The following is a 15907-nucleotide window of genomic DNA, read 5'->3' on the forward strand; positions in this document are numbered from 1 at the left end:
AATATGGTGATTTATATTATGGTTCTTTATAATTTCGATAGATTATAAAGGAGGAAAAAATGCAAAATCAAAGTTTACTTATCAAAAATGCTACAGTTGTAAATGAAGGCAAAACATTTAAATCTGATGTTTTGGTAGAGAATGGTAGAATTGCCCAAGTTGCTGCAAATATAGACAAACCAGCAGATAAGGTCATAGATGCAACAGGGCTTCATCTGCTACCAGGTATGATTGATGATCAGGTACATTTCAGAGAGCCTGGCCTTATGCACAAGGGCGATATCGAGTCAGAATCGCGTGCTGCTGTAATGGGCGGTATCACATCATATATGGAGATGCCAAATGTAAATCCAGCTACTACAGTAGTTGAGCGACTAGATGAGAAAAAAGAGCGTGCTGCAGCTAGGTCTCATGCAAATTATGCTTTCTATCTTGGTGCGACTAACGATAATGTTGAGGAGCTAAAGCGGCTAAAACCAAATGATGCTTGTGCTATCAAAATCTTTATGGGTGCCTCAACTGGTAATATGTTAGTGAATAATCCTGAGACTTTAGAAGGCTTTTTTAGAGATAGTCCACTACTAATAGTGACACACTGTGAAGATACGCCAATGATTACGGAGCTTGAGAACAAAGCGCGTGAGAAATACGGTGAGAATGTACCTTTTGACTTACATCCGGAAATTCGCTCGCGTGAGGCATGTTTTAAATCATCTGAACTTGCAGTAAATTTAGCAAAGAAATATAACTCAAGATTGCATGTACTTCATCTAACAACAGCTGAAGAGATGGTGCATTTTGATAATACTATCCCGTTAGAAGAGAAACGAATTACAGCAGAAGTTTGTGCTCACCACTTGTTTTTCTCACGTAAAGATTATGCTGATAAGGGTTCACGTATCAAATGTAATCCAGCAATCAAAGAAGAAAGCGATCGTCTGAAACTGCTAGAGTGTGTTGCAAATGATACTATTGATGTAATTGCTACAGATCATGCGCCACATACTTGGGAAGAAAAGCAAGGTACCTATTTCAAAGCTCCAGCAGGTTTGCCACTTGTTGAGCAGGCGCTTATCTCAGTATTAGAGCATTATCATAAAGGTTTCTTAACTTTAGAGCAGGTAGTGCAAAAGACAGCTCATGCTCCAGCTATAGTCTATAAGGTAAAAGATCGTGGCTTTATCCGTGAAGGCTATCATGCTGATTTGGTATTAGTAGATCTTAATGATCCGCATACAGTGACAGATGAATGTTGTCATTATAAATGTGGTTGGACTCCATTTGATGGCATCACTTTCCAATCAAAAGTTCAAACTACAATTGTAAATGGTGTAGTTAAATATCATAAAGGTAAAGTTGTGAGTGATCAAAGAGGACAGTGTTTAGAGTTTAATCATGAGTTTTGATACTGATAAAGAGTTAAGTTCCTTAAATATATCAATATGTACTTTTGAAAGCTTTAATGAGATTGATTCCTTTATAGCTTTTCATATATTATCAAGGTTAAAAAAATATTTTCCTGTTGTTAATGTTTATATGGTAAGTGACAAAAGTAATGTTACTTCAATGAATGGTATAACAATAACCATTGATAAAAGGATTTCTGAAATTATTAATGATGACATCATTATATTTGGAAGCTCTAGCAATACAGATAAAATCATAGATAATAACCAAATAATCTCTGAGTTAAAAAAAAGTATATCTCCTCAAAATCAAATTATATGTTCACAATGTTCAGGAGCATTGTTTTTAGAAAAACTAGGACTTATCCATGATGCCTCTGTTATTGCTACAGATATTAAAACAGCAAAAAAATTAAAACTTAAAGGTTATAATATTGCAGATAAGCCAATATGGGTTGATGATAATATAATATCTTCGGGAGGATGTTTATCGGCGATATATTTATCCTCATATATTATTAAAAAATATTTTGGTGTCAATATATTAGATAAGGTTTTGCAAGAAATTACTAGTACTAGTGAATTGAATATAACGATAGACAATATCCTTAAGATTATCAATTAAATCTAAAAATCATACAAAAAAGCATAAATATTTTTAAATTTTCGCTACTAACCGCTAATGTGCAGGAATTCCCCTTCAAATATTGAAGGGGTGGATTGCAAAGCAAGACGGGGTAGTATTTTCACTATTTAATATACTCATCAAACCAAGCGATCTGCTTAGCTAATATTTTCTTTAATGGTTCACCTTCATAACATTCATAATGACTAATACCCTCCAGAATCATTAGCTCTTTTGGGTTATTAGCTTTTTCATATAATATATGTGACTCTTCAATTGGATTTACAGAGTCAGTATCAGAAGCTACTATTAGTACAGGAATTTTTAAATCTCCAATATAGTTTTCAGGTTTATGCGACATAGTTTCATTAACTGTCAGAAATGGAATTTTAATATCAAAAGCATCATACTCTTTACTATATCTCTCATAAAAGCCTATAGATTGCTCATCTGTTAGTACCTTATGTAAAGGTACCATCATCTCTTTACCAGTTTTTTCTTTTTTAGCTAACATTTTATCTATCATACCGATGAATTTCTCTTTTTCTTCATCTGACATATCACCTGTAATTACTCTCTCACCATTAGCAAAAGTTAGCTGAACTGATAGACATTTGACAAGGTCATTTTGCGCAGCAGCTGTGATAGTATTAGCACCACCATAAGAAGTGCCCCAAAGCCCAATTTTATTAGAATCAACAAAATCTAAACTAGCTACATAATCAATTGCAGAATGAATATCTTCGATTTGTAGTTTTGGTACTAGTCGACCTCTTTCGCCTTCACTTTCACCAAATCCTCTATAGTCAAAGTTAAGTACAACATACCCAGCCTTTGCAAAAGCTTCTGCATACGCAGGTAGTAACACTTCTTTAAACCCAGCAAAACCATGACATAAAACTATCGCAGGATATTTGTTATTTTGATCAAAGTTTTCAGGTTTATATAGTTGTGCTGATATATTACATCCATGAGATGTGAAGTTTACTTTTTCCATATTTCTTCTAATTGCTAGTTATATATTTGTAACTTTATTTTAGCAGAAATTAACCTTGGTAACTTACAGAAGAGATTTTTATATACAAACTTATTACAACAAAAGAGTATACTAAGTGTAAGTAAACTCCATTATCAATATCAAATATGAATAAACAGCAAATAATTATAGCTACACAAAACTGGGTTAAGACATTTGTTGTAGGAATGAATCTTTGCCCATTTGCTAAACGTGAAGTTGTTAAAAATAGAGTTCGCTATTTTGTCTCAGAAGCAACAACTATAGAGCAACTATTAGCAGAAGTACAGGCAGAACTTGAGCTTTTAGAAAGTGATACGAGTATTGAGACAACGTTGGTTATTCATCCGTATATTTTACAAGACTTCTACGACTACAATGACTTTCTATATGATACAGATAACCTTTTGAATGATATGTCATTGGAAGGAGTTTATCAGATAGCAAGTTTTCATCCTGATTATCAGTTTGAAGGGGTAGACTCGGATGATGTTGAAAACTACACAAATCGTTCGCCTTATCCTATGTTGCACTTGATTCGTGAAGAGTCTCTTGAGAGAGCAATAGCAAACTATCCAAACCCTGATGATATACCTCAAAGAAATATCGATTTGATGAATAAGCTTGGAATAGATAAAGTTAAAGCTTTGTTAAAGTCTTGTATGGATATCTGAGACTAGAAAGTCGATTTGATAGCTCTTGACCTCATTAATAGGTAAAATGATATTGTATACGATGGGCACTATATCCAATAGTTTCAGATTGACTAACCATCTCATAATTAGGGACTTTTTATAGTAATATTTGTCTAATAATATACTCATTCAAAGATTCAGATATAACATCTAGAACTCTCTCGCCGACCTCTATTAGTAATAATATAAATAAGGCAATAAAGATTCCTAAAGCTCTATATGCACCATCATCAAAGCTAAAAAGTTCTGATTTTGTAGGAAAACAAACTATCATAAATACTCTATTTGCTTGTTCATAGGCATATCCATATAGTGGATGCTGTAAAGTAAAATATATAAAGATTGTTGAGAAAACTATAAATAGCGGAAATATCAAAATTGGTAAATAACTTGATATCACAATACAAGCGATACCACAAGAAACCCCTAATAAACAACCGAAAAATCGCCGATGAAATATAAGAACAGTTTTATTTATCTCAATCCCAGAGATAACTACGATAGTTATAATCATATTAATTGAGCCACCTGGGACATTCACAAACATCCAGAACAATACAGCTAAACTCATTGCGATAAATATTCTAGTTACATTTAATAGAGCATCTTTGTTTGACATTGATGGAGCTGGAGAGAACCCTTTTCCTTTTTTCATCGGTAATAACATCACAAAAACTAATGTGCATAAGACACCAACAATATTAGTAAGTATTCGATATTCAGTTAGATAAAAAGCATTGGCAGGCTCTACAATACAACCAGCTCCTATAAAAGAGATATGTAAGCCAATAAAAAGAAGAAAATAACCTTCCTTAGGATATGTTTTTGACAAAAACAAGAATATAGATCCTATTATGAAAATAATCATTACACCCACAAATGAAAATTCAACTAAGAGTATGCTTAGGTATAGTCCTATAATTGAGCCAATAATTGTTGCAACAATTCTTCTCCATGTTTTATAGAGTGTAAGTGATGAACCTGTAGAGAATATCACTATGGCAGCTGTAGCAGCCCAAAAAGGATAATCAAAATTTAGAGCATCATTAATAATAATCGCTACTGCGCCACATATGGAAATCGCTATAGATATTAGGAGTACTTCTAAAGACTCTTCTTTTTTAATATCATAAAACTTAGAACCATACATGAGCATCTCCACCTAGTCTAAAGTTTTTTGTATCTTTGGATAAAACTTCTATAAGTACTGGAAATCTGTAGTCTAATCTAACCCAGTCGATATTTCTTTCTATGTTATATAGAGCTGAGAAATTATTGTATTCTGGTCTAGTGATTCCCTTATCAATATCAACTATTCTGCCTGTATATTTTTTAAACCCTGTTAGGCTCGTTGTTATAGTGACTGTTTGCCCAATAGATAAGTATTTAATATTACTTTCTTTGACATTGGCTACTACATACCATTTATGAGTATCAACTATAGAAAATAGCGCTTGTCCTTGCTTAATAAAGTCGCCTTTTTCTAGTATAAAATTTGAGATATATCCACTAGTTGTAGCCTTGATAGTGCATCTACTTAAAGAGTATTGTTTTTGATCAATCTTTGATTGCGTTACTTTTTGATCTGATAATAGATTATTTTGTCTTATTTTTAGATTATCTACATTCTGACAAGCTCTAACAAATTGAGATTCACTAGATATTAGATTTTTTTCAGCTAGATCTTTCTGTTGATCAGATACTGCTCCTTCTTTTATTAGAATTCTATATCTCTCAAAATTTCTTTTTTCAACAATTAAACTATCTCTTGCTAGATCTCTTTGTTTTTCAGCAAGTTTTATTTTAATAATAATATCTTTGAGTTCTAGAGCTATTTTTTTCTCTTGAGATTTTAGTATATTGAGTTTTTTTGTGATGTATCTACAATCTAGTACAAATAGCGTATCACCTTTTTTTACATATGATCCTTTTTTGATATATATCTTCTCTACCCGCGCATTTTCAACACTATTTACTCTGGTAAAGTCAGCATATAGATAAGCATCTCTTTCAAAGCTAGCATCAAAGAATAAAAAAACACATATAAGAAAAATGATTATGAATAAAATTATTATAGTAGCCATTAGCTTAGATATTTTCATAATGGAATCTCTTTCGTTTATGAGCCTCTAGGGTACTGAAATAATAAGTGTCAGAATAGGCTCTTGGTTACGTTATAACTGTTGGTTAATTGTGTCTAATAGAGCAGAAGACCTAATTGAATCATCATGATCAGCACACTTAATCATAATTTTTGTGTTATTTTTGGATATTTTGGCGATAATAATTTCTAGGCGATCGTTTGGATCTTCATTATTAACAGCGGTTATTGTGGCTTTATTATTAATTTCACTATTTTCTAGTAAGTTATATGCATGACCGTTTTCATCGTAAGTAATCCCAGAACTGATAGAATTGATTGTTGCTTGATATACATCATTGAAATCATGATTAAGTTTAGCAATATAATATCCATTTTGATACCCTGTTTCGCTGTCATTCATGGAAGTACAGCCTGCAACAATGATTGTTGCTAATATTGTTAAAAGTGTTCCTAGTAATAGTTTTGAAAGCTTTTTCATAAAATTACTCCTTATATAGTGCATATTTTTATATCTAAAAATATCTTTTATATATTTTCACACTAAAATTGTTTTTAAAAAACATATAAAATAGCAATTATGTTTTTCCAAATAGGAAATAATAATATGGATAAATTTGACTGTATGAAAAGCTTCATACTAGTAGCTAAAAATCGTAGTTTTACAATAGCGGCAAGAAAACAAGGAATTGGATTAGCAAAAGTTAGTAAACAAATTAACTTTCTTGAAGAATGGCTATCATCATCACTATTCATACGCACTACTAGGAAAGTAGAACTAACAGCTAAAGGAGAGGTTTTTCTCAATTATGCTGAAGATATCATAAAACGTCTAGAAGATGCACAAAATGATATTGAAAATAGTGATATACAACCAAGAGGAGAAATTGCGGTATCGATAACTGCGGGACTTAATGTCGCTTTTTTTATTGAACACTTTGCTAATTTTTTATCAAAATATGATCAAGTAAAACTAAATATACATAATATTAATTCGCCACTTACAGTTTTAGAAGGGACTTGTGATATTTCTATAAGTTCTATAGATGTTTCTGATCCTAGATTAGTCAAATATACCTTTTGTTCATTCAAACGTAAATTATATGCTTCGCCTAAATATTTAGAAAAGCGAGGAGTACCTAGTTGTTTAGCAGATTTATCGAATCATAATACTTTGGTAAATACTCTTACTCATCCTAAGGGATGGCAGTTTGGTAAATCATCTGTAAATTTAAATTATGATTACCTGTCAAGTTCTACCGATGAGTTAAAAAATGCAGCTATACATGGGCTTGGGATTATATGGTCTATTGATCCTTTATTTAGGCAAGAGGTTAGCTCTGGACAGTTAGTCGAAATCCAAATCGATGAAGCTCAAGAGGATGTTAAGTTATATTGCTATTTTTTACAGACATCAAAACAAGATAAGAGACGAATACTAGCTGAGTACTTAGTCGAAAATGTAACAATATTATAATTATTTAATCGGTATCATAACTTCATTAGTACGTAAGAATGGTATTGTCCATGGTGGATTATAACCAGCTGCCTCAGGTTGACCGACTATCTCGTAGTTGTTGGCTTTTATCCATGTTTTAAGTTTAGTAGTATTAGTATCTATAGAGTCTTTGTCTAGGGAACCACTAAATGTAATTACAGCCATTTTTGTTTCTGGTTTTTCAACTAGTTTGACTTTATCATTAGTTGGTTTTGGAGCATTTTGTAGAGTATATTGAGCCGGTAATACAAAAGCTATAGTCCATGATTTATCATCGCTAGCTATCATTACTGGAGCAGTCATCTGAATTTTTTGTGATGATTGTTCTATTTTGACAGGAGCTGTCATTTGGATATCTTGCTTAGCAATATTTGCACCAGTTATGTATTTAAACAAGTAGCCGAAACCTTTATTGACAGCAGACTTATAGTCAGAGTCTTCGACAGTTACTTGAGCTTCAGTAAGAGGAGCATAAACTCTAACAGAGAAATTATCATCTTTTTTAATATTTGTGTATTTTGCTTGTGGAGTATTATTGATTCCAACTATGCTACAAGATGATAGTGTAAGTGCAGAGATTATTGTGAGAGATTTTTTTAGCATATCTTGAACTCCTTAAAATTTGCTGTAAAAGATATCTATATTAATAATTATAAATCACAATATAGCTATACAAGAGTTAAAGTTTTGTAAGGTTAAGTCTATTCTACTTATACAAAACTAAAAATAATGTGGGATTTTTAATATGAATAAATTGGTAAAAGTAGTGGCGGGAGTATTTTCGTTAATGTTTGGTTTTTGTTATGCAGGAGTTGATAAACCTCTTGGCCTTTTAGTTGAAAGAGCGGCTTTAATGCAAGGTGTTGGAGTATGCAAGCATAAATTTAACAGTCCTATTTATGATGCTGCACAAGAGATTAGAGTTTTACAAAATGCTCAAAACTTAGCAAAAGAAAATCATTTAGAGACTAACTCATTTCTTGCTTTCATTCAGATACAAATGGATTTATCTAAACAGATAGAGGATTACTATTGGAACAATGCAACCCAACAACAGCTTGAGCAACAAAGTACAGATTGTCTAGTTAATTATCGCGATAAGGTTAAAAAGGTTGATGAGCAACTCTATCCAGCGATAAGTAAAAATATTAAAGCGATTAGGAAAGATAAAAGATTAAATGTAAAGCTTGGTGAACTTGTTAAAAAACAAAATATTCAAGGCATTCCGCAAGATCCGAACTATATAGATTTGCTAGCAAATAGTTTACAAAGTATTAAGAAAGCTAAGTAGTGAGCTTATCGAACGAAAAACCTAAAGAAGAGTCAAAAATATCAAGTTTTTAGTTGTTTTTTATCCATCTTTGTCTTAAGTCTAAAGTGAAAGGGTACTCTTTATTCTTAGGCATTTGATGATAATTAAATTGCTTAGAACTACCTTTCTTATCAACAATAACTCTGTTAGTTTCATTACTGTAAGCAGCGTTACCTGTAGCTGATACAACCGGATCATTTTCAACAAGATCGCCTTGTGAGTGATTAAAATCCCAGTATCTGGTAATTCTACGCGATTCTGCTTCATATGAGTTAACAGGGAATGTCTCATAACTTCTACCACCTGGGTGAGAAACGAAGTAGTTAAACCCACCTATTGACCTATTATTCCATTTATCAACGATATCAAAAGTTAATGGGGTATCAACACCGATTGTAGGGTGTAAGGCTGACCAAGGTTGCCATGCTTTGTATCGAACACCACTGACATACTCGCCTTCAACATTTGTCTTTGATAATGGAATTTGCACTCCATTACATGCAACAGCATATCTCTCATCATTAAAGTTTTGGATCTTGAGCTGTAATCTTTCTACAGAAGAGTCTACATATCTTGCTGTTCCTTGAGAGCTAGATTCTTCACCTAGTACGTGCCATGGCTCTATAGCCGCTCTTATTTCACAGTGTATATTGTCAATAGTAGTCATACCATATAGAGGGAATCTAAATTCAAAGAATGGATCAAACCATTCAAGTTTAAACTCGTAGCCTTCATCATTTAGGAACTGTACAACTTCTCTGATGTCTTCTTTTACATAATGCTCTAATAGGAATTTATCATGTAGTCTTGTCCCCCAACGCACCAAGTCATGTTTATATGGTTTTCTCCAGAAACAAGATACTAATGCTCTTACTAATAGCATTTGCAGTAGCGCCATCTGAGAGTGAGGTGGCATGTCAAATGCTCTAAGCTCTAAAATACCTAGTCTACCTGAGCTACTATCGGGTGAGTAAAGTTTGTCGATACAAAACTCACTTCTGTGTGTGTTACCAGTAATATCAGTTAGCATATGTCTAAATAATCTATCAACTAACCAGAATGGTACATTTGAGTCATCATCTGGTATTTGTGAGAAGGCTATTTCTAATTCGTATAGATTCTCTAATCTTCCCTCATCAACTCTTGGTGCTTGTGAAGTAGGGCCAATAAATGCACCACTAAACAGATATGATAAACCAGGATGATGTTGCCAAAAAGTTATCAAACTTCTAAGCAAATTAGGTCTTCTTAATAGTGGTGAGTCACTTGGCTTAGCAGCACCTAGAGTGACATGGTTACCACCTCCGGTACCAGTGTGCTTGCCATCAATAGCAAACTTCTCCGTGCCAAGTCTACACTGTCTAGCATCTTCATATAAACCAAGTATATTATCACTTAACTCTTTCCATGAGTGCGCTGGTTGGATATTTACTTCGATAACACCTGGATCTGGAGTTACTTTTATTCTATCTATTCTATTATCTTGAGGAGGTTCATAACCCTCTATGATAACCGCCATATCTAACATTTTAGCAGTCACTTCGATAGATGCTATAAGATCTAAAAACACTTCTGTATCATTTATAGGTGGTAAGAAAACACAGAGTTTATTATCTCTAATTTCTGTAGAAATAGCTGTTCTTACAAAAGCGCTATAAGTATTATGAGGTGTAGTATTTGAACTAAGATTTTTTGCTCTTTGCTCAACGGGAGTTATATAGTCACCAAGAGCAGGGCATGATGCAAATAAATCAATTTCAAAGGACTTTTCAATCTCAATATGTGGTTTAAGATTTAGTGAGTCTAAAGGAAGTCTAAAGCCAAGTGGAGAATTACCTGCTAATAAAAATAAATTTCCTCTTCTGAATTCCCACTTAGAACTAATCCATTTTGTTTTACCAAAAGCTAAAGGTAAAACATATCCAACTTCTTCATCTAAACCAAAGCTAAGTTTCTCAGCAATAGTACGTCTCTCTAAAGGATCTTTTAGATTATATTTCATCGGATCTATATCTATAGGAAGTGCAGCCTCTTTCATTATGTAGTAGATAGGATCTTCAAATGCCGCGATAATATTTTGATCACTAATTCCTAAAACTAATGATAGTGTTGATAGAAACTTTTTAGCATCTGATGTTTTATATGGATATGATTTATTCATATCTGCTAACAAATTTGGGTCTTTCCATACAGGATTACCGTCTTTTCGCCAATAAACTGTTGTTTGCCATCTTGGAAGAGGCTCTCCAGGATACCATTTACCTTGAGCATGATGCAATAATCCACCATTTGTGGTAGATGCTAATAATTTTCTAGCTAATTTATTAGCTAATTCTCTTTTGTGAGGGCCGTCAGCTTCTGTATTCCATTGAGCTGACTCCATATCATCGATAGACACAAAAGTAGGTTCTCCCCCCATTGTTAAGCGGACGTCGTTTTCAACTAGATCTTTATCAACCTTAAAGCCTAAATTATAAATATCTTGCCATTGTTTTTCTGTATATGGCTTGGTAACTCTTGGAGATTCAAATATTCTTGTGACTTTATTTTCGTAGAAAAACTCTGTTTCACATACATCAGTAGCACCTTCAATAGCATGAGCACTATTATAATGAGGCGTACAAGCCAGAGGGATATGACCTTCTCCAGCAAAAAGACCACTGGTAGAGTCAAGACCAATCCAGCCAGCACCAGGTATATATACTTCTGTCCAAGCATGTAAGTCTGTAAAATCTTCTTCTGGTCCATTAGGTCCATCTAATGATTCAACATCGGCTTTTAATTGTACTAAATAGCCTGATACAAATCTTGCAGCAAGTCCAAGATGCCTTAGAACCTGTACAAATAACCAAGAAAAATCTCTGCAGCTACCTAGCTTTTTATCAAGAGTCTCTTTAGGAGTCTGAACTCCTGGTTCAAGTCGGATAGTATAATTAAGAGTATTATATATTTTTTGGTTAATCTCTACTAAGAAGTCTATTATAGATTTTTTAGATTTATCTATAGATGCGACAAAATCTCGTAACTCTTTTGAGTCATCTTCTAATTCTAAATAAGGAGCTAACTCTTTTTTCAAATCTTTTTTGTATTGAAAAGGATAATCCTTTGCTCCTTCTTCGACAAAGAAGTCAAAAGGATTAATAGTAATCATGTCAGCAATAATTTCAACATCAATACAAAACTCATCAGTTCTTTCAGGAAACACTAGCCTTGCTAAGTAGTTTCCAAATGGATCTTGCTGCCAATTAATAAAATGATTCTCTGGTTTGATTTTTAGTGAGTAAGTTTCTATTGGTGTCCTGCTATGCGGAGCTGGTCTTAACCTTATTATGTGCGGTGATAATGAAACTTTCTTATCATACTTGTATTGAGTTCTATGAGAAATAACTACTTTTAAAGCCATAATCAACCTGCCTTTTATACTTTTGTGATGAAAAATATAGATATAAATACCTACATATTATAATGATACATAAATTTAAGAATTTTATGAAAAGTAACTTAGTTTCTATAGATAAAAAATTATCCAATGTAAAAAGCAAAAAATTAGAGAAATCTTATTTATAAGCTTTGTAATATAAAATATTCTGTTTGAATATCTATGAAAGTAACAAAGTCAAAATCTCTGTACACGATGATTTTTTCATAACTTAAAGTCATAGTTTTAGTAGTTTTTTTCAACTTTTTTATCGCGTACAGACCTAGAGAGTACATTACTTGTTGATATACTTACAGAGTAGGGTAAAATTTATTTTTAATTTAACAAACCAAAATGGTGAGTATGAATGAATAGTTCTTTGTCTCCTAATGTATGTGATAAATTAAAGCTTCGGAAAAAAGCTTGGACGCTTCCTAAGTTGGATGAGGTGACACCACAGGAAGCGATCGAGAGCATAACCATCGCTGGTAAGCCTAACACTAATCCATCTGAGATCCTTGGCCTTGAAAGTCCGTCTTAAGTTGGAGGGTAGTGAGGTTCCTTGAGGATATGTGGCTTAAACAAAATATTTAGAGATGAATTTGTAGTAGTTATTAAAGTATTTAATTTGTTTAATTATCACTTCTAAAAAATTTATGAAAAGTAACTTAGTTTCTATAGATAAAAAATTATCTAATATAAAAAGCAAAAAATTAGAGAAATCTTATTTATAAGCTTTGTAATATTAAATACTCTGTTTGAATATCTATAAAAGTAACAAAGTCAAAATATAGTTTACTATCACCATAAATTAAACTAATATATAGTTTCAACATCGATTAATCGTTTGAGAAACTCAATGAAAATAATGTTCTCAGCAGATGGTATCTCTAAGTCAGATTTAGAGAAAACAGCCACTGTATCAAAGTATGTTGACTGTGTTAAGATTGGTCATATTCTATGCTCAACTCTATCTTTTAAAGAAATTCATGAGCTAGTAGGCGATAAAGATATTTTTCTAGATTTTAAGCTACACGATATTCCTAATACAGTTAAAACCGCAATTGAAAATTATTCAAAAGCTATTCCAAATTTCAAATACTTCACATTTCATGGTACTGCTAGTGATGAGATGGTCAAAGCAGCTCTTACAGCAGAGACTCAAGCTATACCATTAGCTGTGATTACTCTTAGTAGTGATGCTAATTTTGATAAGGCAGATAGTCTAGCAAAATTTGAAAGATGTGTGAATTTAGGTGTGGAAAACTTTATATGTCATCCACATTTAGTTGCAGATGTTAGAGCTAAATTTGGGGATAAAATCAAGCTATATGTTCCAGGTGTAAGGCTTGAGAGTGACTTAAGTGATGATCACTTTAATGCTTTGACACCTAAAAAAGCTAAAGAGCTTGGCGTTGACTACATCATCGTAGGTAGGCCACTACTTCGTGCTGATGATATTGTTAAGAAGTTAAAAGAGTTTGAGTGTTAAGATGCAAAATCAAGATCTTAAAAGAATAATAATTTCCCCACCTTTTGGTAAATATCTTAAATTTGCAGAAACTTCGAATGTTTATGGTTCTTTTACAGTTAATAGACGTTGGGGACTTATCAAACAAGCGATCAAAACTATCCGTAAAATAGATAAAAATGCATGGCGTAATAAAATTGGTTTGCGTAATCCGGGGTTGGCAAATGCAAATCCACCCAAAAGAGCTCAAGATATAATATCATTAGCGGCATTAGAGATATCCGACTGGCATAGTTTTGCAGAGACTTTAAAGTTACCAAAGTTTGCAAATCATAAAAATATTGAGATAAATATAGGTTGTCCTAATGCTAGTATTGTTGATTTTCCAGCTGAATTAGCTCCGATATTTGCTGGTAGAAATATTAGTATCAAAATGCCTCCAACTGTTGATCATAATGCTAAAATAAGAGAATATCTTGCGGTAGGAATTACAACTTTTCATTTATGTAATACTATTCCAACAGCTAAGGGCGGTATTTCAGGTTATCCATTACATGAGTATAGTCTGCCAGCTATCAAAAAAGCTAGAGAAGAGTTCGGTGATAGTATCACTATAATTGGCGGCGGTGGTATTTATACCTTAGATGATGCTAAAAAATATGTCGAAGCAGGAGCTGATCATTTATCACTAAGTTCTATAATGTTTAATCCTATTAGAGGTAAGAAATTAGTTAAAGAGATTGTTAAAAATTTTGGTTAGATTAATTTTTAAAAGCCTTTATTATTTGATTTCGCTACTTACTACGTAAGTTTTAGCGACATACTTTTTTCATGGCAGCCACACCCCGCCATTAAAATGGCACCCCTCTCAAGAGGGGAATTGTATGCAAAACTGCCTAGCACTACGCTATCGTAGTTTAAAGTAAATAGAAAATAAAAAACTCACTTCGTTCAAACAGTTTTATTTTCAAATTATTTACTTTTGAAACTACTAATCGCTAATGTGCGCCTTAAATTATCTAGTATTAGTGCTTATGTAAGAAGTTAGTAGCCTTTCTTTTTAAGTAATAGTTTATCTGTATTTTTATATGATTGTGGTGCAAAATTCCCCATCCATTCTTTAACTGCTTTGAAATTCTCAATAAAAGTTTGTTTGTCACCATCTGATACTTTTTCAGCATTAGCGTTTACAAATTCAGCAAATTCAGCGATAGTTTGCTGTCTTTGCTTATCTGACATAATAATATCAGCATATAAGCCAGGACCTTGACTAAAAAGCCTACCTACGATGTTTAACTCCATTTTATATACAGGGCTCGCTAGCTTTAGCATCTTTTGAATATCAACATTTTTATGCTTAAGAAATAACCCTAGACAGTAGACACTAAAATGCTCAATACCTTGGATAAAAGTCATTGCCTCATCATGTTCTTCAGCAGTCATTTTTTCGATGTTAAAGCCAATTTTCGCTAGATCATCGATAAAGTATTGATACTTATCTTGTTGCTTACCATCACAGACTACAATTACTTGGTTCTCAGGAGAACTAATTGTTGGACCAAATATAGGATGTAGACCTACTACAGGTCCATTATAATTGGCTAACATACACTCTAGAGGTTCTTTTTTAATACTGGTATAGTCAGCTAAGATAGTGCCTTCAGAAAGATAAGGTATAGTTTTTTTGATAATTTCATCGGTTAGATATATTGGCACAGAAAGTATTACAATATCTTGATTAGCAAGTTTTTGTTGAGGGTTTTGCCAGTCTCTTTCATCGAATATAGTTAGTGTATATTCAGGCAGGAATTTACTAAATATATTTTGAGTCATCTGCCCCATCTCGCCTTTACCACCAATTACACAAATTCTTTTTTGCATTTTTATACCTTAAAATTAAATGTTACAGGTCCATCATTTGTCAAAGATACTTTCATATCAGCACCAAATATTCCTGTTTGGACTTTATCATATTTATTCTTGAATATATTTACAAACTCATTGAATTTTTCTTTTGCTATTTCTGGGGGACAACCACTGCTAAAGCTTGGTCTATTACCTTTCTTTGTATCCGCAGCAAGTGTAAATTGTGGTACAAGAATTATCTCTGCATCAATATCGGCTAGTGATAGATTCATCTTACCAGCATCATCTTCAAATATACGATATTTAATAATTTTATCAGCCATTTTTTCAAAGTTTTGTTGAGTATCTTCTTTCTCAACGCATACTAGCGCTAATATACCTTTATTTATATCAGCAACTTTTTGACCATCAACTACTACATTTGCACAATTAACTCTTTGAATAATACTAAGCATGCTATTGTTTAGAAAATTTATAAATATTTTTAGATTGTATCAAAA

14 protein-coding genes and 1 pseudogene are annotated in these 15907 nt (G+C 32.7%); 7 read left to right on the forward strand and 8 right to left on the reverse strand.

The window, feature by feature from the left end:
* Positions 1–59 precede the first annotated feature (59 nt).
* Positions 60–1406: a dihydroorotase gene (locus FSC454_RS00095; protein ID WP_066045206.1), complete on the forward strand. Its 1347-nt coding sequence runs from the start codon at positions 60–62 to the stop codon at positions 1404–1406.
* Positions 1396–2031, forward strand: coding sequence for a DJ-1/PfpI family protein (locus tag FSC454_RS00100; protein ID WP_044247105.1), 636 nt, complete (start codon positions 1396–1398; stop codon positions 2029–2031). The genes FSC454_RS00095 and FSC454_RS00100 overlap by 11 nt, the downstream gene beginning before the upstream one ends.
* 124 nt (positions 2032–2155) lie before the next feature.
* Here FSC454_RS00100 and uilS read toward each other — a convergent pair whose 3' ends face one another.
* Positions 2156–3028 (reverse strand): UilS family quorum-quenching N-acyl-homoserine lactonase, encoded by an 873-nt coding sequence (uilS, locus tag FSC454_RS00105; protein WP_066045203.1) that lies wholly within the window; start codon positions 3026–3028, stop codon positions 2156–2158.
* Between the two features lie 146 nt (positions 3029–3174).
* On the opposite strand from uilS, the gene FSC454_RS00110 reads away from it, so the two are divergent.
* Positions 3175–3720 carry a DUF1415 domain-containing protein gene (locus FSC454_RS00110; protein WP_066045200.1) on the forward strand — a complete coding sequence of 182 codons (546 nt, stop codon included), beginning with the start codon at positions 3175–3177 and terminating at the stop codon, positions 3718–3720.
* Between the two features lie 118 nt (positions 3721–3838).
* Here FSC454_RS00110 and FSC454_RS00115 read toward each other — a convergent pair whose 3' ends face one another.
* From FSC454_RS00115 to FSC454_RS00125, 3 genes are all read right to left on the reverse strand, one after another.
* Positions 3839–4891 (reverse strand): FUSC family protein, encoded by a 1053-nt coding sequence (locus FSC454_RS00115; protein ID WP_066045198.1) that lies wholly within the window; start codon positions 4889–4891, stop codon positions 3839–3841.
* A complete protein-coding gene (locus FSC454_RS00120; RefSeq protein WP_066045196.1) occupies positions 4878–5843 on the reverse strand; it encodes an HlyD family secretion protein in 966 nt (321 codons plus the stop codon). Before FSC454_RS00120 ends, FSC454_RS00115 begins: the two co-directional genes overlap by 14 nt.
* A gap of 72 nt (positions 5844–5915) precedes the next feature.
* On the reverse strand, positions 5916–6323 hold the full coding sequence (locus FSC454_RS00125) for a DUF3568 family protein (protein ID WP_066045194.1): 408 nt from the start codon (positions 6321–6323) through the stop codon (positions 5916–5918).
* A gap of 126 nt (positions 6324–6449) precedes the next feature.
* On the opposite strand from FSC454_RS00125, the gene FSC454_RS00130 reads away from it, so the two are divergent.
* Positions 6450–7319 carry a LysR family transcriptional regulator gene (locus tag FSC454_RS00130; RefSeq protein ID WP_066045192.1) on the forward strand — a complete coding sequence of 290 codons (870 nt, stop codon included), beginning with the start codon at positions 6450–6452 and terminating at the stop codon, positions 7317–7319.
* Here FSC454_RS00130 and FSC454_RS00135 read toward each other — a convergent pair whose 3' ends face one another.
* On the reverse strand, positions 7320–7943 hold the full coding sequence (locus tag FSC454_RS00135) for an SOUL family heme-binding protein (RefSeq protein ID WP_066045190.1): 624 nt from the start codon (positions 7941–7943) through the stop codon (positions 7320–7322).
* A 142-nt stretch (positions 7944–8085) separates the two neighbouring features.
* Here FSC454_RS00135 and FSC454_RS00140 point away from each other — a divergent pair, with 142 nt between their 5' ends.
* Positions 8086–8631, forward strand: coding sequence for a chorismate mutase (locus FSC454_RS00140; RefSeq protein ID WP_066045189.1), 546 nt, complete (start codon positions 8086–8088; stop codon positions 8629–8631).
* 49 nt (positions 8632–8680) lie between these two features.
* Here FSC454_RS00140 and FSC454_RS00145 read toward each other — a convergent pair whose 3' ends face one another.
* Positions 8681–12055 carry a transglutaminase family protein gene (locus FSC454_RS00145; protein ID WP_066045186.1) on the reverse strand — a complete coding sequence of 1125 codons (3375 nt, stop codon included), beginning with the start codon at positions 12053–12055 and terminating at the stop codon, positions 8681–8683.
* Between the two features lie 874 nt (positions 12056–12929).
* On the opposite strand from FSC454_RS00145, the gene pyrF reads away from it, so the two are divergent.
* Together pyrF and FSC454_RS00155 are read left to right on the forward strand one after the other, a co-directional pair.
* Complete coding sequence (gene pyrF / locus FSC454_RS00150; RefSeq protein WP_197456244.1) at positions 12930–13562, forward strand: orotidine-5'-phosphate decarboxylase; 633 nt, start codon at positions 12930–12932, stop codon at positions 13560–13562.
* 1 nt (position 13563) lies between these two features.
* A pseudogene (locus FSC454_RS00155) lies at positions 13564–14306 on the forward strand (diguanylate cyclase).
* A gap of 279 nt (positions 14307–14585) precedes the next feature.
* Here the strand turns inward: FSC454_RS00155 and tyrA are convergent.
* Together tyrA and dtd are read right to left on the reverse strand one after the other, a co-directional pair.
* Positions 14586–15422 carry a bifunctional chorismate mutase/prephenate dehydrogenase gene (gene tyrA, locus FSC454_RS00160; protein WP_066045182.1) on the reverse strand — a complete coding sequence of 279 codons (837 nt, stop codon included), beginning with the start codon at positions 15420–15422 and terminating at the stop codon, positions 14586–14588.
* Positions 15423–15424: 2 nt separating this feature from the next.
* The gene (gene dtd, locus FSC454_RS00165; RefSeq protein ID WP_066045179.1) at positions 15425–15862 is read right to left on the reverse strand and encodes a D-aminoacyl-tRNA deacylase; all 438 of its coding nucleotides are present in this window, start codon (positions 15860–15862) and stop codon (positions 15425–15427) included.
* Positions 15863–15907: the final 45 nt, after the last annotated feature.

This window comes from Francisella hispaniensis FSC454 (genome assembly GCF_001885235.1).
Lineage (GTDB): Bacteria > Pseudomonadota > Gammaproteobacteria > Francisellales > Francisellaceae > Francisella > Francisella hispaniensis.

What these genes read in the sequence shown, in the direction of transcription:
- tyrA (WP_066045182.1), bottom strand. Translation starts at nt 15,422, where the DNA reads ATGCAAAAAAGAATTTGTGTAATTGGTGGTAAAGGCGAGATGGGGCAG.
- FSC454_RS00135 (WP_066045190.1), bottom strand. Translation starts at nt 7,943, where the DNA reads ATGCTAAAAAAATCTCTCACAATAATCTCTGCACTTACACTATCATCT.
- FSC454_RS00120 (WP_066045196.1), bottom strand. Translation starts at nt 5,843, where the DNA reads ATGAAAATATCTAAGCTAATGGCTACTATAATAATTTTATTCATAATC.
- pyrF (WP_197456244.1), top strand. Translation starts at nt 12,930, where the DNA reads ATGAAAATAATGTTCTCAGCAGATGGTATCTCTAAGTCAGATTTAGAG.
- FSC454_RS00095 (WP_066045206.1), top strand. Translation starts at nt 60, where the DNA reads ATGCAAAATCAAAGTTTACTTATCAAAAATGCTACAGTTGTAAATGAA.
- FSC454_RS00100 (WP_044247105.1), top strand. Translation starts at nt 1,396, where the DNA reads ATGAGTTTTGATACTGATAAAGAGTTAAGTTCCTTAAATATATCAATA.
- FSC454_RS00145 (WP_066045186.1), bottom strand. Translation starts at nt 12,055, where the DNA reads ATGGCTTTAAAAGTAGTTATTTCTCATAGAACTCAATACAAGTATGAT.
- FSC454_RS00115 (WP_066045198.1), bottom strand. Translation starts at nt 4,891, where the DNA reads ATGTATGGTTCTAAGTTTTATGATATTAAAAAAGAAGAGTCTTTAGAA.
- dtd (WP_066045179.1), bottom strand. Translation starts at nt 15,862, where the DNA reads ATGCTTAGTATTATTCAAAGAGTTAATTGTGCAAATGTAGTAGTTGAT.
- FSC454_RS00125 (WP_066045194.1), bottom strand. Translation starts at nt 6,323, where the DNA reads ATGAAAAAGCTTTCAAAACTATTACTAGGAACACTTTTAACAATATTA.
- uilS (WP_066045203.1), bottom strand. Translation starts at nt 3,028, where the DNA reads ATGGAAAAAGTAAACTTCACATCTCATGGATGTAATATATCAGCACAA.
- FSC454_RS00140 (WP_066045189.1), top strand. Translation starts at nt 8,086, where the DNA reads ATGAATAAATTGGTAAAAGTAGTGGCGGGAGTATTTTCGTTAATGTTT.
- FSC454_RS00130 (WP_066045192.1), top strand. Translation starts at nt 6,450, where the DNA reads ATGGATAAATTTGACTGTATGAAAAGCTTCATACTAGTAGCTAAAAAT.
- FSC454_RS00110 (WP_066045200.1), top strand. Translation starts at nt 3,175, where the DNA reads ATGAATAAACAGCAAATAATTATAGCTACACAAAACTGGGTTAAGACA.